This window comes from Bacillus sp. DTU_2020_1000418_1_SI_GHA_SEK_038 (assembly GCF_032341175.1).
Taxonomy (GTDB): domain Bacteria; phylum Bacillota; class Bacilli; order Bacillales; family Cytobacillaceae; genus Cytobacillus.
Map to the genome: position 1 here is coordinate 291379 of NZ_CP135435.1, position 20811 is coordinate 312189.

The 20811-nt window shown below is 37.9% G+C and carries 19 protein-coding genes; 12 read left to right on the forward strand and 7 right to left on the reverse strand.

Annotated features, from left to right (window positions below):
* Positions 1-65 precede the first annotated feature (65 nt).
* Genes RRV45_RS01575 through RRV45_RS01590 form a run of 4 tightly spaced genes read right to left on the reverse strand, consistent with a single transcriptional unit; the run spans position 66 to position 3580 of the window.
* Positions 66-1349 carry a TRAP transporter large permease gene (locus RRV45_RS01575; protein ID WP_315667015.1) on the reverse strand — a complete coding sequence of 428 codons (1284 nt, stop codon included), beginning with the start codon at positions 1347-1349 and terminating at the stop codon, positions 66-68.
* Complete coding sequence (locus tag RRV45_RS01580; protein WP_315667016.1) at positions 1346-1840, reverse strand: TRAP transporter small permease; 495 nt, start codon at positions 1838-1840, stop codon at positions 1346-1348. Before RRV45_RS01580 ends, RRV45_RS01575 begins: the two co-directional genes overlap by 4 nt.
* A gap of 58 nt (positions 1841-1898) precedes the next feature.
* Positions 1899-2915, reverse strand: coding sequence for a TRAP transporter substrate-binding protein (locus RRV45_RS01585; RefSeq protein WP_315667017.1), 1017 nt, complete (start codon positions 2913-2915; stop codon positions 1899-1901).
* The gene (locus RRV45_RS01590; RefSeq protein ID WP_315667018.1) at positions 2915-3580 is read right to left on the reverse strand and encodes a GntR family transcriptional regulator; all 666 of its coding nucleotides are present in this window, start codon (positions 3578-3580) and stop codon (positions 2915-2917) included. Before RRV45_RS01590 ends, RRV45_RS01585 begins: the two co-directional genes overlap by 1 nt.
* Positions 3581-3800: 220 nt before the next feature.
* Between RRV45_RS01590 and RRV45_RS01595 the strand changes: the two genes are divergently transcribed.
* Entirely contained in the window at positions 3801-5162 is a 1362-nt protein-coding gene (locus tag RRV45_RS01595) for an FAD-binding oxidoreductase (RefSeq protein ID WP_315667019.1), read from the forward strand.
* 165 nt (positions 5163-5327) lie between these two features.
* Here the strand turns inward: RRV45_RS01595 and RRV45_RS01600 are convergent, their stop codons facing one another.
* Complete coding sequence (locus RRV45_RS01600) at positions 5328-5873, reverse strand: hypothetical protein (protein ID WP_315667020.1); 546 nt, start codon at positions 5871-5873, stop codon at positions 5328-5330.
* Positions 5874-5968: 95 nt separating this feature from the next.
* The gene (locus tag RRV45_RS01605; RefSeq protein ID WP_315667021.1) at positions 5969-6232 is read right to left on the reverse strand and encodes an excalibur calcium-binding domain-containing protein; all 264 of its coding nucleotides are present in this window, start codon (positions 6230-6232) and stop codon (positions 5969-5971) included.
* Between the two features lie 157 nt (positions 6233-6389).
* Here RRV45_RS01605 and RRV45_RS01610 point away from each other — a divergent pair, with 157 nt between their 5' ends.
* The 10 genes from RRV45_RS01610 to RRV45_RS01655 all read left to right on the forward strand — a co-directional run bounded on the left by RRV45_RS01610 (position 6390) and on the right by RRV45_RS01655 (position 16995).
* Positions 6390-6800, forward strand: a complete 411-nt coding sequence (locus RRV45_RS01610) for a hypothetical protein (RefSeq protein ID WP_315667022.1) — start codon at positions 6390-6392, stop codon at positions 6798-6800.
* Between the two features lie 363 nt (positions 6801-7163).
* On the forward strand, positions 7164-7859 hold the full coding sequence (locus RRV45_RS01615) for an MBL fold metallo-hydrolase (RefSeq protein ID WP_315667023.1): 696 nt from the start codon (positions 7164-7166) through the stop codon (positions 7857-7859).
* Between the two features lie 30 nt (positions 7860-7889).
* Entirely contained in the window at positions 7890-8492 is a 603-nt protein-coding gene (locus tag RRV45_RS01620; protein WP_315667024.1) for a TetR/AcrR family transcriptional regulator, read from the forward strand.
* The gene (locus RRV45_RS01625; RefSeq protein ID WP_315667025.1) at positions 8473-8817 is read left to right on the forward strand and encodes a YrdB family protein; all 345 of its coding nucleotides are present in this window, start codon (positions 8473-8475) and stop codon (positions 8815-8817) included. Before RRV45_RS01620 ends, RRV45_RS01625 begins: the two co-directional genes overlap by 20 nt.
* A gap of 61 nt (positions 8818-8878) precedes the next feature.
* Positions 8879-9550, forward strand: coding sequence for a YdeI/OmpD-associated family protein (locus tag RRV45_RS01630; protein ID WP_315667026.1), 672 nt, complete (start codon positions 8879-8881; stop codon positions 9548-9550).
* 317 nt (positions 9551-9867) lie between these two features.
* Positions 9868-10554: a hypothetical protein gene (locus RRV45_RS01635; protein ID WP_315667027.1), complete on the forward strand. Its 687-nt coding sequence runs from the start codon at positions 9868-9870 to the stop codon at positions 10552-10554.
* Positions 10555-10672: 118 nt separating this feature from the next.
* The gene (locus RRV45_RS01640) at positions 10673-12091 is read left to right on the forward strand and encodes a sodium:solute symporter family protein (protein WP_315667028.1); all 1419 of its coding nucleotides are present in this window, start codon (positions 10673-10675) and stop codon (positions 12089-12091) included.
* Positions 12092-12295: 204 nt separating this feature from the next.
* Positions 12296-13435 (forward strand): M20 family metallopeptidase, encoded by a 1140-nt coding sequence (locus RRV45_RS01645; protein WP_315667030.1) that lies wholly within the window; start codon positions 12296-12298, stop codon positions 13433-13435.
* Between the two features lie 35 nt (positions 13436-13470).
* Positions 13471-15207, forward strand: coding sequence for a M28 family peptidase (locus RRV45_RS01650; RefSeq protein WP_315667031.1), 1737 nt, complete (start codon positions 13471-13473; stop codon positions 15205-15207).
* A gap of 120 nt (positions 15208-15327) precedes the next feature.
* Complete coding sequence (locus RRV45_RS01655; RefSeq protein ID WP_315667032.1) at positions 15328-16995, forward strand: sigma 54-interacting transcriptional regulator; 1668 nt, start codon at positions 15328-15330, stop codon at positions 16993-16995.
* A 169-nt stretch (positions 16996-17164) separates the two neighbouring features.
* On the opposite strand, the gene RRV45_RS01660 is transcribed toward RRV45_RS01655, so the two are convergent.
* Positions 17165-19105: an endonuclease MutS2 gene (locus RRV45_RS01660; protein WP_315667033.1), complete on the reverse strand. Its 1941-nt coding sequence runs from the start codon at positions 19103-19105 to the stop codon at positions 17165-17167.
* A 533-nt stretch (positions 19106-19638) separates the two neighbouring features.
* Between RRV45_RS01660 and RRV45_RS01665 the strand changes: the two genes are divergently transcribed.
* Positions 19639-20616 carry a quinone oxidoreductase family protein gene (locus RRV45_RS01665; protein ID WP_315667034.1) on the forward strand — a complete coding sequence of 326 codons (978 nt, stop codon included), beginning with the start codon at positions 19639-19641 and terminating at the stop codon, positions 20614-20616.
* Positions 20617-20811 lie beyond the last annotated feature (195 nt).

Here is a 20811-nt window from a genome sequence, read left to right on the forward strand (position 1 = left end):
TTTCTTGGAGTAATCTATCAAATCTATTTAGTAGATGAAATTTTTCTTTATAAAGCAAGTTTATTTTATTTAAATAAACCTGGCAGCCATAATGACAGTGCTGGAATAAAGGTAATGACCAATAGGCAAATAATCATCGAAACCATGAATGGAATAATGGCTTTGACAATGCGTTCGAACTTAACTTTCCCAACACTTGAAGCAACGAAAAGATTGACGCCAAGTGGTGGCGTGATGAAGCCGATAGCTAGGTTCGCAACAAGAATAACGCCAAAATGAATAGGGTCTACCCCTACTGCTATAACAATAGGCAATAAGATAGGAGTTAAGACAACTAATGCTGAGATCGTATCAATAAACATTCCGACTATTAATAGCAAAATGTTGATGGCGATTAAAATAATATATGGATTAGTTGATAACTCTGTTAAAAAGGTAGAAATATCATTCGGAATTTGTTCGAGTGTCATAAAATAGGCAAATGAGACAGATAAACCTATGATAATCATTGTTGTTGCATTAATAACAACGGCCTCACGGAAGCTTTCGAAAACACTTTTCCAATCCAATTCTTTATAAACAAACATTCCGATGATAAGTGCATAAACTACAGCCACAACAGCAGCTTCTGTTGGAGAGAAGATTCCTCCGTAAATACCTCCCAAAATGATGACAGGGATTAAAAGCGCCCACTTTGCATCATTGGTAGCTTTCAGTACGCTTTTGAAATCAAATTTCTGTACCACTTCAGGCTTATAGCCTTGTTTTTTCGAAATAATATAGGATGTAATCATTAAACCAGTCCCAATAAGAAGACCGGGAATAATTCCGGCTAGGAATAGGCTTCCGACAGATACACTTCCAATAACACCGTAAAGGACAAATGGGATACTTGGTGGAATAATAACGCCGATTGAACCTGCGGATGCTGAAACGGCGGCAGCAAACCCGCCATCATATTTTCTGGCAACCATGGCAGGTATCATAAATCCGCCGATTGCTGCCACGGTTGCTGGACCTGAACCTGAAATCGCTGCAAAGAACATACATGCAACTATCGTAACCATTGATAAACCGCCGGTCATCCAGCCAACCATAGTTGTTGCCAGGTCAAGAAGGCGTTTCGAGACTCCGCCTTTCCCCATTAGAATACCAGCGAGCATGAAAAAGGGGATAGCTAGGAGCGGGAATGAATCGAGTGATGTGAATGCCTTTTGAGTAATAATATCAAGTGGCAAGGTTGAGCCAAAGTATATGGCAACGAGGGCTGATACACCTAACGAAATGGCGATTGGCACCCCGATGAACAAACAAATAAATAGTGTTCCGAATAATAATGCAACCGTCATCCGATAACCTCCTCACTTTCCGGTTTCTCATAGTTGCCTTTCCAAATCTCAATTAATTGCTGAATTAACCGAATGGCCATTCCAGCGCCCCCAATTGGTATAGCCATAAATGGAATCCAAATTGGCAGCTGTAAGGCAGGTGTTACCTGTCCGTGCTGGAGACTAATTAAAACAAGCTTTGTACCGAATACAGCCAAGAATAAGGAAATACAGAACCAAATTAATACTCCAAGGCCTTCGAAAATTTTTCTTGGTGTTCCTTTTAAGCGTGTAATAAATGCCTCTACCCGTATATGCTGGCGAAGCTTAACAGCATAGCTTGCACCGACCCATACTTGAAAAATATGAATATAGCGAGCCAGTTCCTCCGTCCAGCTAGGTGCCGACTGGAAGATATATCGACCGACTACTTGACCGAAAATGAGCGCCACCATCAGGACAAGTGTCCATACTAAAATGACCTCTTCGAATCGAGCAAATTTTTTTGCCATGCTTTACACATCCTTTAATAAGGAGGAATCAAGATTAGAATCTTGATTCCTCAAATTTTTACTTATTTGCTTCTAATGCTTTATTAACTAAATCCTCACCAATACTAGGTACATGTTTGTCATACACTGCTTTTGCAGCTTCGCGGAATTTTTCACGCTGCTCCGTACTTAATTCATTAATTTCCATTCCACTTTCCTTCAGCTTTTCTAAAAACTCAACATCTTGTTTTTGTGCAAGCTGACGCTGTTCATCACGGAATTCCTCAGCTTTTGCTGTAACTAATTGCTGAAGATCCTCAGGAAGGCTGTTATAAAAATTGTTGTTCACAAGTAAAATAGTTGCCGCATATACGTGACCACTCATTGTTAGATATTTTTGGACTTCGTAAAATTTATTTGTGTAATAAAGGGAGATTGGTGCTTCCATTGCATCATAAGTTTTTTGTTGAAGAGCCGTGTATAGCTCGCCAAATGCAAATGGGGAAGCGTTCGCTCCAAATGAAGAAAATGTATCCGTATGAACTGGATTTTCTAAAGTACGGAATTTAATGCCCTTAAGGTCTTCTGGAGATTCAATTGGGCCATTGTTATTTGACATATGACGGAATCCGTTTTCACCAAAAACAAGACCTTTCAAGTCATTTTTCTCTAGTTCTTTTAATAAGTCTTGTCCAAGTTCGCCATCAAGAGCTTTATAAGCAGCTTCGTTATTATTGAAAAGGAATGGCAGATCGAAAACCATAAATTTCTTGTTAAATGAAGCAAGAGGGGCTAGGGCAGGAATGGTCATTTCAATATTCCCAAGCTGTACAGCTTCGATCGCTTCACGGTCAGACCCATAAAGCTGCCCATTTGGATAAAGTTCAACCTTTAAACGTCCATCGGATTCTTTCTCAAGCTTTTCTTTAAAATCAACTGCAGCTAAATGTGTAGATTGCTCTTCAGAAACTAAGTAAGCAATACGAAGAGTATGAACCTTCTTTTCACCATCACCGCTTGAAGTGCTTTCTTTTGGACGTCCACATCCTGTGATGACGAGCAAGCCGATAAGTAATAATGCGATTAGTTTTTTCATTATTTTTCCTCCTTATGGAAATAACTTAAGAATCGTTTTTCAACGTTTTGCAGATGTTTAAGCATTTTCTCCTTCGCTAGTGAAACGTCTTTAGACTCAAGGGCCTCAACTAGCGTTACGTGTTCTTCATAGGCTTCGTATGCGCTTACATGGAGTGTGTTAGATAATAAGAGGAATGCACGGTTGACGCCTGTGTTTATTTGATGAATCATTTCCTGGAATTTGGAATTGCCGTTTCTAGAAACAAGAATTAAATGGAATTCACGGTCTAAATCGATGAAATTGTGATAATGATTTTGTTGAACAGCCTCCAATTGATGTTCTAAATTTTCCTTTAATTCATCGAAAAGAAGTTGATCTAATAGGGGCATAATTTTTTCAATGTTATGGATTTCCAGTACTTGCCTCAGTTCCATATATTCCAAAGAATCTTCCTTTGTAAAAGTAGCGACAGTGGCAGGACGTCCCTTTTGCAAAACGATTAGGCCTTCTGTAGCTAGCCGTTTTAACGCTTCCCGTAGCGGGGTGCGGCTAATGCCAAGGTCTGCTGCCAGCTTTTCCTCAGGTAATTCCTGTTCTGGTGCAAGTACAGCGGAGCTAATGTCCTTCTTTAATAAATTGTAGGCTTGGTCAGCCAATGAAACATTATGGATAATTCTTCGCAAAGATCACTCCTCCTTTTAGTATTCAGTATACTGTATACAGGAATATTAAATTATTATAAAGTATTTGTAAATAGAAATATTTATATAATTTTAAATATTAGAAGGAATCAACTAAGGAGTGATCTAAAAAAACATATTATTTAGTAGGGAATATGCATATAATAGATTAATAGAAAAATTTGAAAGTTTAGCAAAATATAATGGATGAGGGGGTTTTCCTATGTTTGTACAAAAACTTATCGAATGTCTAGGCAAAGACAAGGTTAGCCGAAGTGAAACAGAATTATTCCGTCATAGCCATGATGAATCATTTCATAAAGCAGTAGAGCCTGATGTAGTTTGTTTTCCAGAGAGCCGTGAAGAAATTGAGGCTATTCTGGAAATTGCCCGCGAGTATAAAATCCCTGTAACCCCTTATGGAGTTGGTTCAGGACTTGAGGGTCAGGCGATTCCTATTAAAAAAGGGATTTCTATTAACTTTAGCAATATGAATCAGGTTGTTCATTTTTCTCCGGAGGATTTACTCATTACTGTTCAGCCCGGAATCACACGCATGGAATTAAATAAAGTAGTAAACCGGCATGGATTAATGTTTCCGATTGACCCAGGTGCAGATGCAACCATAGGCGGAATGGTGGCAAATAATGCGAGCGGGACAACGGCTGTTCGTTACGGCTCGATGCGTGATCAGCTGCTAGATTTAGAGGTTGTATTGGCTGATGGAACAGTCATTCACACTGGATCTCATGCGAAAAAGTCATCCTCCGGCTATCATTTGACAGGGCTCTTCGCAGGGTCTGAAGGAACCTTGGGCATTATCACAGAAATAACATTAAGGCTCCATGGAATTCCTGAACATACATTAGCAGCCCGCTGTACATTTGACACACCTGAAGAAGGTGCGAAAGCGGCGAAAACAGTTTTGCTGAGCGGAATTCCTGTAATGCGAATGGAGCTAGTAGATGCAGAAAGTATTTCTCAAGTCAATTCATATGGAGGCTATCAATTCCCAGTTAACCATTCTCTATTCTTTGAGTTTGCCGGGACAAAGGGAGCGGTGGAAGAAGAGGCGAAAGTAACGGAACAATTAATGCGTGAGCTTGGATGTGGAAATTGGGAGGCTGCCAGCGGATCGAAGGAGCGGGCGGAGCTTTGGAAAGCTCGGCATGAAATGGCCTATGCATATCGGCATATTAAGGGAATGGCCAATACTGGCGCGGATGTATGCGTCCCGATTTCTCGTCTGCCTGAGCTGGTCGTGTATGCTAGACAGTTAATTGATGAAAGTGGACTAACGGGCGGCGTGCTGGGACATGTTGGTGACGGAAATTTCCATACTATGATTATTTATGATCCTAAGGTGCCTGGTGAAAAGGAAAAAGCCGAATACACGAATGAAGCACTTGCCTTAAAAGCGATTGAGGTTGGCGGGACCTGTACAGGGGAACATGGTGTAGGGCTTGGGAAAATGAAATTCCAAGAAGCCGAGCATGGGAATGCTGTTATTATTATGAAGCAGATGAAAAAAATGCTTGATCCGGAAGGTTTGTTAAATCCGGGGAAAATATTTTTAATGGATTAATAGATATGGAATTGAGAAATTAATAGTTGATTGTTTAAGAGAAACGAATCCTTCTTTTAGATTGGGTTCGTTTTTTAACTGTAAAAAACATCATGTTTTCTATGTGATCCTTAGGAATAAATAGAACCTCTGCAAAGACCTTGAAAGTCTAGCGGAGGTTTCCTATCATTCTCTTTCAATTCTTACACTCACTTCTTTTAAACGTTCAGTTACGAGGGGGACAACCGTATGGAAATAAGCGTTTGCCTTGAATTTTAATTGATTTCCGTCCTTAAAAAAGAATTCATATTCGGGATAGTCCCCTTGCTTGCCTTTATAATAAATGACTCTTTCCACTTCGCTCCAAGTATAGGAAAGTTCTTGCTTAGAAAAGAGAGTTCTATATGAGAGTCCATCCTCCGAAACCAACTTAAAGGATTGGGATGCAGCCCAAAAAGGTATAACACTTAAACATAAACATGCAATGCTCAAAATAATAGAAAGCCTCCGAATATCTAATATGGAAATAAGAATCGCAGCAATCACTAATAAAAGCAATCCTACCCCGTAAACAGTGTAATTTTCACTTGGTACAAAAACTTGAGCAATTCCCTTTTTATGAATAATATCAGCGACTGTTTGAGGAGCAAAGATGAGGAGAAATGGTGCTGAAACGGCTATACATATTCCAATTGCCAAAAAGACATGCTTTGACCGATAATTTTTTTCCAATTATTATCCCCCTAAAATGTTTAATCTTTTAAGCCGTAAGCAATGTTTGAGTAGTAGAGGACAAGGCAATAGCCCTGTCCTATGTCCATATTAGTTTACTTTTCACAGGCGATTTTATCTTTATCTCTATCTAGTTTTTTATTTGCATCGTACACTTCTTTTGATACATGCGGTTTATGTTTCGTTTTCCCGCCTTTGTTTTTTGCTGATGAAGACTCCGCTACTCCCCCCTTGTAACCTTTGTTTAATTCTGTGCAATTTTTGTAAGATTTAGCGGAGGAAGCTGCGTTTGTTGATAAACTTGTTCCAATTCCAAAAATTAGACTACAAGCTAGTAAAGTAGATAAAAGTTTTTTCATTTTCACGTTATCCTTTCATTTGTTATTGATTCTATTTTAGGGAATATTTCCAATATTTTCAATCCTGTTTATGAATGATTGGGACTTTTTATGAATTGGCTTGGATAAGCAACCTTTTTATAAAAATATCCGTCTAATTAAATGGAGGTATAAGTGGATGAAAAAATACGTTTGTTTATTATTTCTGTTTTTCCTAATGTTAGCTGGTTGTTCTAATCAAGAAGAACAATTAACAAGAGTCGATGCTCAAAAGGTGAATGAAGAAGGAAAATACGAAGAGGAAGTTATCATTACTGATAAAGAGATGATAGATTTACTAAAGAATTCCTTTAAAGAAGTGAAGTGGGAGCCCAACACAAAAGCGGAAATGTCGAGAAATGAAGATGTCTTGGCTACTTTATTTTACACTTTTGATAAGAATATGCCTGAAAGACTTTATGAATATAGAATTTGGTTTAATAGCAATGATTCAACCACCATTATCAGTAATCATGAAAAGGAAGGTTATGGAACCTTAGATGGCAAGAACTCAAAAATAATAAAGAATGTTTTTCTTAGTAAAGACTAACGTATGTAGAAGGCCAAATTGCAAATGATTTGGTCTTTTATTATTAATGTTGCAGAACAATAAGCGGATCATGTGACTTGGAGGACACAAAGTCCGTTATTTGTGAAAAAACAGGTTATTTTCTTAAGTTTCCGGACACAGATTCCTCTATTCAGTGGAAAATCAACGATTTCAATGTGTTTTTTCGTAAATAGAGTCCTTGGTGTCCGCTATCCCCTTAAACTAGGGTCATTAAATGAGAATAACGGATGTAAGGTCCGAAAATGTCTTCATCAAAAAGCTTTTTAACAATAATGTTGCCTTTAACTAATCTGATTAGTTAAAATGGTAATATAATTAGTCCCTATGAGAGGATGCGAGAATATGAAAATAACAAAAATGCATTCCGTTTATCAATTAGCTTTTATGCCACGATTATTCCCTGTAAATTGTTATTTAGTTGAGGAGGAAACTAGTCTCACTCTGATCGATGCTGCCATGCCGTACAGTGCAAAAAGTATCATCCAGGCGGCAAAGACGATTGGCAAGCCAATCAAAAATATCATTATTACTCATGCTCATGCCGATCATGTAGGCGCATTAGACATACTAAAAGAGAATTTGCCAGAAGCACAGGTAAGCATTTCTTCCAGGGATTCACACCTATTAAGAGGAGACACCACAATCCTCTCGAGTGAAAAAAACACCCCGATACGTGGTGGGGTTCCAAAAAATATTAAAACCCACCCAGATATTTTGCTTAATGAAGGAGAACATATAGGTTCATTAGAGGTTATTCATTCACCCGGCCATACACCAGGCTCTATCTCCCTTATGGATAAAAGGAATCGAAGTTTAATTGTTGGAGATGCGTTCCAGACTAGAGGTGGGATTGCTGTCTCTGGAACGGTGAAGCCATTATTTCCTTTCCCGGCATTAGCCACTTGGGATAAAGAATCCGCGCTTAAAAGTGCGAGAAAATTAATAGCGTGTCAACCAAGCTTGCTTGCAGCAGGACACGGAAAAATGATTGATCATCCAATGGAGCTGATGAAATGGGCTATTGAACAAGTAGAATGAAATTAGCGTAAGAGAATAGGGGTAATGAAGATGACACGCCGTATGAAAATAGATTTAGCTGTAATTTTACTAAAAGCAACACAATTAATTGATGAACAAGGCTTAGAGAAACTTTCTCTTGGTATGCTTGCTGAAGAGCTGCAAATTCGTCCGCCTTCCTTATACAACCATTTGAATGGATTAAATGAATTGAAGCAAAAGCTAGCCATTCATGGCTCAATAAAGCTATATGAAACTATGCTGCAAGCTGCTGCTGGACGCTCAGGTGACGATGCCGTTAAAGCCCTAAGTGAAGCGTATATTCAGTTTGTTAGAAATCACCCTGGACTTTATGAGGCAACCTTTAGATTTTCTGATACAGATGATAAGGAATTACAGGAAGCACAGGAGTCCATTGTCCGTCTTGCTGTCCAAGTATTGCAAGTGTATAACCTGGAGGAAGAACAAGCGATTCATATGGTCAGGGGCTTCAGAAGCATTTTGCATGGATTTGCCTCCATTGAACAAATGGGTGGCTTTGGACTGCCCTATAATACAGATAAAAGTTTGTCGATTCTCATAGATACATTCATTAAGGGTATTCATTCTTATGAAAATGAGAAGGTGAATAAAGATGATTTTAGAGAGTCTTAAGCTAGTAAACGTCATCCTTCGTTTTTTGCTGGAGCTTATTGGTCTGACTGTTTATGGATATTGGGGATACAAATTGGGGACGACTGCCATTATGAGGTGGGGGCTTGCGGCTGGAATTCCTTTTATGATCGCGGTTGTGTGGGGATTATTTGGATCGCCAAAAGCAACTTTTCAGCTTTCGGGACTCTCTCATTTATTGCTAGAAGCATGCATCTTTCTTGTGCCTGCCGTACTGCTAATTAATCTAGGAAAGGTTCAATTAGCTTGGTTTTATGGGATAATAGTGATTGTGAACCGTATTTTAATGTATGTTTGGGAGCAATGATAGATATTTGATTCAGGATTATGTGATTTGTTAAAGTAGAAAAAGAGGCAGGTGGACAAAATTGGCTAAAACAATCGTTGAAAAACTAAATCTAACCAAATATAAAAAAGCTGCGGTTTTGGGAATGCCTGAGGGTGCAGATTATCTAACAGAATTAAAAGATTATGATACAGAGCTTACGAACAGTCCGTATGACCTTATTTTTGCCTTCGTGTTAGATATGGAGTCTTTAAAAGGCGTTGTGGACCGAGTGATTGAGAACAGTGATTTAACTGAAAATGGATATATCTTTTTGGCTTATCCGAAGAAGGGGAATAAAGTATACCCTACCTTTATTCACCGCGATGATTTATTAGGCGGGTTAGGTGCGGATGAGGATGGTTATATCGGTGCAAGCAATCTTAAATTTGCCCGGATGGTTGGACTGGATGATGTCTTTACCGTTGTTGGCCTTAAAATTGATGCTAAAAGTAAAGAAAGCACTTCTACAAAACCAAGCCAATGTGTGGATGATTATATCGAAATGATTCCAGATGTGGAGAAAGACTTGCAGGATACGCCAGAGTTGCTTGCCTTTTATCGGACATTAACATACGGTTACCAAAAAGATTGGGCTCGCTATGTGTACAGCGCCAAACAAGAGGCAACAAAAGCAAAACGGCGCGATGAAATGAAAATGATACTCGGTGAAGGCTATAAGAGCAGGGATTTGTATCGAAGAGATCATAAGTAAAGAAGTAAACCCGTAAACAAAAAGACGTTCATTAAGTAAAACTAACTTGATGAACGTCTTTTTATGTGTAAATAGAAATAGTCGGTCGACCTATTATTGAATAAACCTTGATGCACGAATTTATTTTTGTTTCAGTAGAAGTGGCATTAATCCTGAAAAGTTAGTCAAAGTTTTAAAAAAATCAGAGTATTTTTTGAAAAATAGGTTGAAATAGGTTGAAATATGGTTTAATATGTTTTTAAAATATTCAAATAATAAATGGGTTATTAATTGTTAAATGACCCATTCTAGCAATTTGAAAAATAGAGGGGGATTAGATGAAGAATTTAATATTGGCTATCGGTTCTGTAGTGCTTTTCGCTTTTTCTTTTTCTGTTGTGCAAGCTGAAGAAGTGAAGCCAACGATAGAGAAAGCAAATGTAGAAATTGAAATACAGGATGGGGATTTTGCTGTAGTTGAACATATAAAACTATTGAATCCGTCAAGTATTGCAGACGGAAAAATCGAACATAGCTTTGCAAAAATTCATGACTTAAAACCTGAAAATGTAGAAATTACCTCAGCAGATCATCAGGTGTTAAAGGCTGAAATTCAAGAGGGGGAAACGCTTGATCGTGTTTTTATTCCAGTGCCAAATAATTTTACGGACTCATTCGAATATACAATCAAATATACAGTTTCAAAGTCTGATGACTTTAAATTGCCATTATTTGTACCGTTACTACCAGGCGAATCGAATGAAAACAACGTAACAATTTCATTTCAGGCACCAGAAGGTACTTTTGTCCAAAAAAATTCATTTCCTATTGTTAAAGAAGCGAAGAATCATGTTGAGAATAAATTAAGCAATCTTCCTTCACATGTTAATTATGTTTATAGTACTAATCCAACTATTTTCCATTCGTATAATATTATTTCAGCAATAACCATTATCGTATTTTTTATCATTCTTGGTGTTTGGGCAAGAGTTGAAAAGAACAATGCGAAAAGGAGGATGGCGTAAATGGGATTTAGCTTTTGGGGAATTGTTGCATTTTTTATTATTTTTATATCTTGTTATTTTGTATGGGCTACGAAAGCGGATCATGAGGAATGAATAAGTTAGGCAGGGAGGAAATTTAATGTTTGAGATTAGTCCAGCATTTTTTTATGTGATTATTGGTTATTTTATTATCATTTTAGCAATTGGGTTAATAGCGGGAAAAGGCAACAAAACAAGTGAGCAGCATTTAGTAGCTGGGCGTTCCATCGGTCCGGTTATTGGAGGAGCGGCTTTAGCAGCAACGCAGTTAAGTGCGGGAACATTTGTAGGTACAATTGGTGTTCTTTATTTAACAGGTGCAAGTTATTTATGGTATTGGCCAGGCTTATTCGCCGGCTGGCTTGTGTCGGCTATATGGATTGCGCCGAAGTTTCAGAAGTTTAATGGAGTGACAGTTCCTGACTATGTAGAAAAACGATATAACAGTAAAGCGGCTAAAGTTCTTGCAGCTGTATTAATTGTTGTAGCGTATTCCGTTTATTTAATTGCTCAATATGTTGCGGGCGGAATAATATTGCAAATGCTTTTTGGTCTTCCAATGATTTGGGGAGCGGCAATTACGGTAGGAATTACCACGATTTATACGATGAAAGGCGGTATGAAGGCAACAACATATAGTGATTTCATTCAGGCAATTATTATGGGAGGATGCTTCTTTGTAGCTATTCCTGTTTTATATTCACAAGCGGGTGGTTTTACGCATGTCGGCAACTTTTTATCAGAATTACAGCCAGATTTAACAGGCTGGCATTGGAGATTTAGAGATCTTCTTGGCTTTGCCTTAGCATTCGGTCTTTCAGTTGCTATTGCACCATATGAGCTAGCACGTATGTATACAATGAAAAATAAACGTACAGTACGTTTAGCAATCGGTTTCTCCTTTATTTTCCAGGCTGTAATTGGAATTGGTGTAGGTCTTGCTGGTTTTGCCATACGGTCTCTATATCCTGTATTAAATAGTGCGGATACGGCTTCATCTATAATGGCCATTAATATTTTACCGCCTGTTATCGGAGCCTTATTTATGGTAGCTATACTAGCTGCTATTATGAGTACAGTCTCAGGAATTATCATTGTTTCCTCCTCTGCAGTATCACATGATATTTATGGAATGATAAAGCCAAATGCGACTGATAAACAGAAAATGTTCGTAAACAAGATTGCTGTTGTGATTTTATCAATCATTCCACTTGTTTTTGCGATAAAGCCATTTGATATGGTTCAGTTTATTGTTTTAGTTCAAGCCTCTCTAGTGGCTAGCTTTTTCTTTGCTGTTGTTGTAGTAGGTTTGAATTGGAAACGGGCAACTGGAACAGCCGCCTTAATTTCAATGATAGGCGGTGTTGTTACAGTATTAATTTGGTATATATTAGGGAAACCATTTGGATTAAACGAAGTAATACCGGGTGTGCTTGTTTCAACCATTTTGATGTTTGTCTGCAGTTTGTTCACAAAGCCAGTTCCAAAAGAATCATTGGCACCGTTTTTTAAAAATTAATAATAGCTAATTGCGCATATTTCTAAATAAGCAAATAATTGGGCTGGATAAAAGTGTCAGACTTCTCTAACAATCTCTCCATATAGTTCCGTTACTATATTTGATGTTAGAGGGGTCTGACATTTTACCGCCAAAAAAATAAATTTGCTTCTATATGATTGTATTCAAGGGAAAATTTTAATTAAAAGATAGGCAGGTAAAGTAATGAAGGAAATCGTCAGCTTTTTACAGGAAAAGCAATCAGAAATGGTTGATAAATTAAAACAATTAGTTGAAATGGAATCACCGTCTAACGATAAAGAGTTAGTAGATAAAATCGGCGAAAAAATCGCCGATCTATTTGAATCCTATACAGGCGGTAAAATCACTGTTATTCCTAATAATCACTTTGGAAATCATTTGCGCGGGGAGTGGGGAGAAGGTGAGGATGGACAAATTCTCCTTTTGGCTCACATGGATACTGTTTGGCCAAAAGATATATTACAGACTCTTCCTTTTCGGATAGAAGGAGACAAAGCTTATGGACCGGGTGCCTTTGATATGAAGGGAGGCATTGTCCAGGGAATCTTTGCACTTCATGCATTAAAGGAATTAAATATTTCACCAAAGAGAAAAATAATTTTTCTTTTTACGAGTGACGAAGAAATTGGCAGTGGAACGTCACGTCAATTGATAGAAGAAGAGGCGAAGAAAAGCAGTGCTGTTTTTGTGTTGGAATCAGCTGCTTCTAAAGAGGGAGCCCTTAAGACTGCCCGGAAAGGGGTAGGTATTTTCAATTTAAAGGTAAAAGGAATAGCGGCCCACTCTGGAATTGAGCCTGAAAAAGGAATAAGTGCCATTAGTGAACTTGCATCCCAAATAACTTATTTGGACTCATTATCAGACTATAGTAAAGGAACAACCTTGAATGTAGGTGTAATTAAGGGAGGTTCCTCATCCAATGTTGTAGCTGCAGAGGCAATGGCAGAAGTCGATTTAAGAGTAACAGCTAATAAGGAATTTGATCGCGTTATCCCTTTAATACAAGATTTGCAATCAACTATTGAAGGAACAAAGATTATGGTAGAAGGAGGAATCAATCGTCCACCGTTTGAAAGATCACAAGAAGTAGAAGAACTGTATCTTCTTGCTAAAAACATTGCAAAAGAATATTTAAGCTTTGATTTAATGGAACAATTGAGCGGGGGAGGAAGTGATGGAAACTTTGCATCACAGTATGCCCCTACACTTGATGGATTAGGTCCAGTTGGCGATGGGGCCCACGCAAACCATGAGCATGCAATCATATCTCAACTCCCAGTTCGCAGTGCCTTGTTAGCCCTATTAATTAAAGAACTTGGATAATAAAAGAGAAAAAAGATTGAAAGAGGTGCCAAATAATGGACGGTTTACGAAAACAGTTACTAGAAGAAGTAAATGAAGAGAAATTAATGGAGTATACAAGAAATATTGCGAGGGAAGTTCGATTCTCGGGTTCCGAAGAAGAATTGCGTGCTTTCCAATATGCAAAGAGTCAATTAGAAGAGTTCGGTTTTGAGACGAAGCTTCATTTCTCAGACGGCTATATTAGTATACCGGTAAGCGGCGAGTTAGAGGTAAATGGTCAATCGTTTAATGCCATTACTCATTCGATGGGAGCAACAACAAATAGTGCAGTTGTTGCTGAACTTATTTATGTAGGAAAAGGAACTGCTGAGGACTTAAAAAACGTTGATATACGCTCGAAAATCGCCTTAATTGACGGTCTGGCAGTAGGTCCTTCGGTAGAGAGAATACAGGCGGCTGGGGGTGCTGCAGCTGTATTTATCAACGCAAAGCATACACATGAAATGATAGTTTCATCCGTTTGGGGAAGCCCTACAACAGAAACCATTTCATTATTACCAAATCTTCCAATAGTCTCTTGCAATTATTATGATGGAACTCTGATTAAGGAAATGTTATCAAGAGATAAGGAAGTGAGGGCTCGTGTATCAACCAAGGTTGATACACAATGGAGAAAAATCCCTACATTAATTGCTGAAATAAAAGGAATGGACGAGCCCGAAAAATTTGTGTTATTTAGCGGCCATATTGATTCATGGCATTACGGAGCAATGGATAACGGATCTGCCAATGCAACTATGCTTGAAGTAGCAAGAATTTTAGCAAAAAGAAAAAATGAACTGAGAAGATCTTTGCGAATGGCATTTTGGTCTGGACATTCACATGGACGCTATGCAGGATCAACGTGGTATTGTGATAATCATTGGGAAGATTTGCATGATAACGGGGTCCTTCATATAAATATTGATTCAGTTGGGGCAAAAGGAGCAGCCGTTTTAACAGAAGCCAACTGTATGACAGAGACGAAGGAACTTGTTCGAAAGTCTGTTCAGGAAGTGGCAGACCAATTTTTTAATGGCACAAGATATAGCCGTGCAGGCGATCAATCATTTTGGGGAACAGGGATGCCATCCTTGTTAATGGGATTATCCGAGCAGCCGCCAACCGATGACCCGGCATCACAAGCTTTTGCCAGTCTATTTGGCGGTGCCAACTCTGGAGGTTATGGTTGGTGGTGGCATACAACAGAGGATACCATAGATAAGATTGATCCAAAAAATCTAACAAGAGATTGCAAAATATATACAGACATTGTCTATAAAGCTTGTACAGAACCAATTGTACCCATTGATCAGCGAGAAGCGGTGAAAGAGTTAAAAGGAACTCTTGAAACTTATGCTCAATTAGGAAATAAGGCACTAAGCTTCGAACTTTCTCTTGAAAGGATTACTGGGTTAGAGGAAAAAGTGACACGATTATATAAGATTGGACAAACGGAGAATTTATCCAGCGAGAAGATTACAGTATGTAATATTGGAATTATGAAGCTATCAAGAGTTCTAGTCCCTTTAAATTATGTAAACGGAAGTAACTTTGAGCATGATTTAACAATCAATCCATCTTGTATTCCTGTCTTAGCAAAAATGAATGAAATTACAGATTTACCGATTAATTCCTCTCAATACTACTTATTAAAAACAGAATTAACGAGACAGTTAAATAAAGTAAATTATGCTTTAAAACAAGCAATAGAAATAGCAGAGGATACCCTATCTAAATTAAGAAGTTAATATTTAGCACAATGTGTTAACTGTTTTATGAATGGTCGTGCACATTGTGCTTTTTGTTTTGTATAATACATTTAAGATAGAGTGGCTCTTAGCTAATATTATTTGCGGGACGTGTACCACATGAAAAAGAGATTAATCATTATTGCAATTCAAGATGAAAATCTTATAAGTTTAAAAATTCAATTAGAGCATATTCTTGGAGATTTTATAGAAATTAAAGGACAAACGCTGAAGGATTTAAAGTTTGGCTTTATTCAATCGGACGATGTTGTTCTTCTTTCAGCAGAAGCTCTTAAAGGATTAGTCGCTCCGTTTTTGCCTGAGGATTGTACTTATATTGCTTCAAGTAGGGATGTAAATATAGTTAATTTGAAAGAGTTAATAGGTTTACCTCCAGGACAAAATATTCTTGTTGTGAATGATCATTATACCGAGACGATGGAAACGGTTAAATCATTGAAACAAGTGTTATTTGAACATTCATATTATCCATATCTTCAGGGCCAGCCTTTGCCTGAAAAAATTGATTATGTTGTAACCCCTGGAGAGAGACATTTAGTTCCAGCAGCATTAGGTGAAATTATTGATATTGGCCCTCGTATTTTGTCATTTGATACAATAAACCAAATCACTCCATATTTCCATATCGAAATAAACCCATCAGTTCTAATGAATCGATATATAAAATCACTTGTATCGACTTCGAAAAGAGTGAAAAATACAATTACTTATTATGAAAATCAGAATCAACATAGGCTGTTTGAAGAAATAAGGACAAATAATAACGCCATGAGAGAAACAATTGACATTGCTAGAAAGGTGGCCAAAACGACTCGCTGTATCCACGTAGAAGGAGAAACAGGGAGTGGCAGGAAGATGTTTGCTGAAATGATTCATAATGAATCGGCATATAGGAACGGTAAACTTCTGACTTACAACTGTTCAGATAAGACAGAGGAATTATTGGACGCAGAGTTATTTGGCAAAGAAGAGGGAAATCATGTTGTACAGGGGATTATTGAAGCAGCCAATGACGGAAGTTTATTTATAAAAAATATTGAGTGTCTGTCTGAATTGCTGCAGGGGAAATTACTTTCATTACTAGAATCAAATGAAATTCAACGAGTCAATAGTACAATATCCGTCACAGTGAATGTAAGGCTTATTACTTCTACTACTGAAAACTTATTATCATTAATGGAACAACAGAAAATCCGGACTGATTTATATTCTTATATCTCTTCGTATATCGTAAGTGTCCCAGCTCTTTCGTTAAGAAAAGAGGATTTGCCTATCTTAATAGCTGACTATAAAAAACAATTAAAAAGAGAAGATATTACCTTTTCTGAAGAGGTTTTGGAAGTTTTTAAACTTTATAACTGGCCAGGAAATGTTAGGGAACTATTTAATGTTATTTCTTATTGTGCATGTTTAGAGTTCTCTAAAATTGAGTTAACCTCTTTGCCGCTGTATTTCCGTGCTGGCTACAAGGAACATTCAAAAAGTGACATTGATTTTAAGCCTATTATTAAAAAGATTGAAGAGCACGGTTTCCTAACCGAGAGCTTAGCGATATTAGCTATTTTTAAAAAAGGGAAGGAACAGCATCAAGCATACGGCAGAACAAAAGTAAAACAATTTCTTGAACAAATAAACATTCATTTAACCGATCAGCAATTACGCCTTCGCATAGATGTGCTAAATGAATTGGGACTCATAAACGTCAGACAAGGCAGAGCAGGCACCACCATTTCTAATAAAGGCGAATACTTTTTAGAAAATTACTAGGGTGCGTTTTGAGCACTTGGGGGTTGTGATCCTAAAAGTAGACACAATAAATTCCTATTTACCGAAAATAATCAGGGGAATAAAGCTGCAGGGAAAAAGACGTTCATTAAGTAAAACAAACTTGATGAACGTCTTTTTTAGCTTACATACATACTTCTTACCTTAAAAATCAATCTTCACTATCTAACCAAACACCCTCCACATACTTTCTCTTTTGCTGCTTATTAATTTTCCGATATTCCTTCGACTTGAAAATGATATCGAAGTCATAGTTTTCGGGGTACAATTCCCGTCCTTTTATATATAATTTTAGCCTTTTGTGATTAACTGTCCGTTTTTCACCATGAATTTGAACAACATAATCACCTTTCGAATCTGGGCCTTTATAAATGATCCCCATTTCGTTTGTTTCGGTTAATAAAACATTATCTCCCTGTTCAAATTGGAAGAAGCTTTCTGTGCTTGAATCCACATATGGCTTTTTAGCAGATCTTCTCGCATATTTATTAATGGCAATTTGTTTTTGATAGCCAGGCTCTTTTAAAATAGCTGCATCCAATTCGTTACGATAGGAGCGATTAGTTTTATAAGTGATTTGATAAGCTTTTTCGATCAATTCTGGATGCATGCCAAGCTTGATAGCGATGTCAAAAGCTTGGCTGTTTCCGCTTTGGCCAAGAAGAAGCCTATAGGTTGGCCGCAACGTATCAATATCAAATTCCATCATCCCATTTAGAAATCCGCTTGTTTTCTCCGCAAATTCCTTCATTTCATTGTAGTGGGTAGTGGCAAATAAAGTAGCACCCTTTTGGTATAGCTGCTCTAGAATTACAATCGCTAGTGCCATGCCTTCGCTTGGGTCTGTCCCGGAACCTAATTCATCAAGAAGGACAAGGGAGCGGTCATTTGTGACTCGCAGAATATCAATAATATTTACAAGCCTTGAACTGAATGTGCTTAAGTTCTGTTCAATGCTTTGCCCATCTCCAATATCAACGAAAATATGCTGAAAAATGGCAATCTCGCTCCCGGGATTAGCTGGTATAGGCAAACCCGTTTGTGCCATCATGGTGAGCAGACCAACTGTTTTTAGAGTGACCGTTTTTCCGCCGGTATTCGGTCCAGTTATTACTAAAGCGCGATGCTCTTCACCAAATCGAATGGATAGTGGAACAGCCTTATCGCCAAGCATCGGGTGCCGAGCTTCTTTTAAGTTGATCACATAATCTTCATTTAATGCAGGAGTCGAACAGCCTGTTTTTCGGCTATAGGCTGCCTTTGCAAATAGGACATCATAATGATGCATCGTTTCAATGGCGATTTTAATTGTATGGTCATGCTGCAGCACTTTGTCCGTTAATTCGTATAAAATCCTTTCCGTTTCCTGCTCTTCAGACATGCGCAAAAGTTCAATCTCTTCTTGAATAGAACCTAGTTCAGAAGGCTCCATATATAAGGTTGACCCTGATGCGGATGAATCGAGAACGGTTCCTTGAATTTTGGAGCGATATTGTCTTTTCACAGAAATGGCAATCCGTCCACTCCGTTCAACGAGTAATGTATCCTGCAGATATGCTGCATATCTCTTAGATTTTACGAGCTGCTGGGCTTTTTCCTTTAGCTTATCTGTTTGGATTGAAAGCTGTCTCCGCAAATAAGCTAAATCGCTTGAAGCATGCTGGTCAACCTGCCCATGACGGATGCAACGGTTAATTTCCTCCTCAAGCTCCCGCACCTCACCAATCGATTCAGCATATAAACTTACATTCGGAGCTGCATAATACTTATCCCTCATGAATTGTTTTAGCTTCGAACAATGCTGCAGGAACGATAGAACATACGTAAATTGATTAGCACGAATATAGATCCCTTTTCGTGCCTGTGTTAAATAAAGCTCCATTTCATCCAGCGTGTGAATAGGGACACTGCTGCTAATTTTGATAATTTCCTCTGCTTCAGCAATCTCCTTTAAAGATAACTCCATTCGCCTTTTATCTGGTAATGGGCGTAATGCTTGAAGGGTGTTCTTCCCACGATTCGTTTTCGCAAAATTTGCGATTTCGTTTAGAATTTCTTGATACCCCAATACATCAATGGTTTGCCGATTCATTTTGAATCCTCCTATTATGATCTTTTATTTGAACCATTTAAACTGCATAAAAAAACCGCCATGAACAAAATCGCTCATGACGGTAAGAAGAAATGGAAACATGCAATGGCAAACTTAAATTGCGCGCAGGACAATAGGGAGGGAAATACCCTCGTTTTCCCTATTTTTGCACACAAAAAAGCTATGACAAAACATGCCATAGCGGGTTCACCAAATCTTCTATGCTATGATGCGTGTTCTTAACATCCCTCGAAAAAGCACATACGAAATAAACCAGTATTTTGACCGGTTTTTTGCATTTTTCAAGGCCGTATGAAAATAACGGTTAGTTAAGAACATTCACACTCATAAAACAAACTCCTTTGAGTTTACATTTTTATACAAATCAAGTATAGCTTAGATGTGGTGGAGAGGTCAATACAAGAATGAAGAATAAAAAGAGGAGTTTAGATTTTTAAATGGAATATTTTAATAATTCTATGCAGGATTTGATTGTGTCAAAACTTAAACAATAAAAATTAGGAGGGATCCATTTGAAAGCCATTATTATAACTGAATTCGGAAATCCTGAAGTAATGAAATATGTTGATACTGATATTCCACGTATTAAGCCAACTCAAGTATTAATAGAAGTAGTAAAAACAAGTGTGAATTATGCGGATGTAAAAGCGAGATATGGAAAAAAGGGCAGCTGGAAATCACCATTTATTCCGGGGCTAGATGCGGCTGGCGTCATTGTTGAAACAGGATCAGAGGTTCAGAATTTATGGGTAGGACAGCGGGTTATTGCTTTTCCATCAGAAGGATCTTATTCGGAATATGTAGTCTCAGAGGAAATGCTTACTTATGAAATCCCAGATAACATTGATTTTGACACGGCAGCTGCTTGTCCAATTGTTTCTTTTCTTTCACATAAGATGCTTCATGATATAGCAAGGATCGAACAAGGAGAAACGGTACTAATTCATTCAGCAGCTGGTGGGGTAGGAACTACGGCTATTCAAATGGCAAAGCTTTTAGGTGCAAGCAAAGTAATTGGAACAGTGGGAGATGAAAAGAAGGGCACGGTTGCTATTCAAGCAGGTGCAGATCATGTTATTAGTTATGACAATGAAAATTTTGCCGATCAGGTGAATGGGTTTACGGATGGGCAGGGGGTTAATATAGTTTTAGATTCCGTTGCTGGGGTGGTCACTGAAAAAAGTCTACTCTGCTTAGCGCCGTTTGGCCGGTTGGTTCAATTTGGTAATTCAAGCGGAACTGCAGGCATATTTAAAACAAGTGATTTGCACGCAAGTTGCAGATCAGTACTCGGGTTCAGTTTAGGTACAACGAGAAAGCTTAGACCCCAATCGCTGCAGGATACAGCCAAACAAGTTCTTCAATACATAAGCGAAGGAAAACTGAAATTTGAAATTGCTCATCGTTTTCCTTTGAAAGAAGCAGTACAAGCTCACAAGCTTATTGAAAGCAGGAAAAGTACGGGAAAAATTTTATTGGATGTAAACTAACTAATGAAAAGTAAAAGTATTGGGGCCAGATTTTTCAATACTTGGTCCCTATAGAAATCCCCAGTATAAATACTCTTTAGAATTTTCTAAAAACATGTTGACGATTTTATTGGAAGCATTTACAATCAAATTAGTAACTTGCATGGTACATGGTAAACCTAATTTATTTAAAAAACTGCCATGGTACATGGTAAA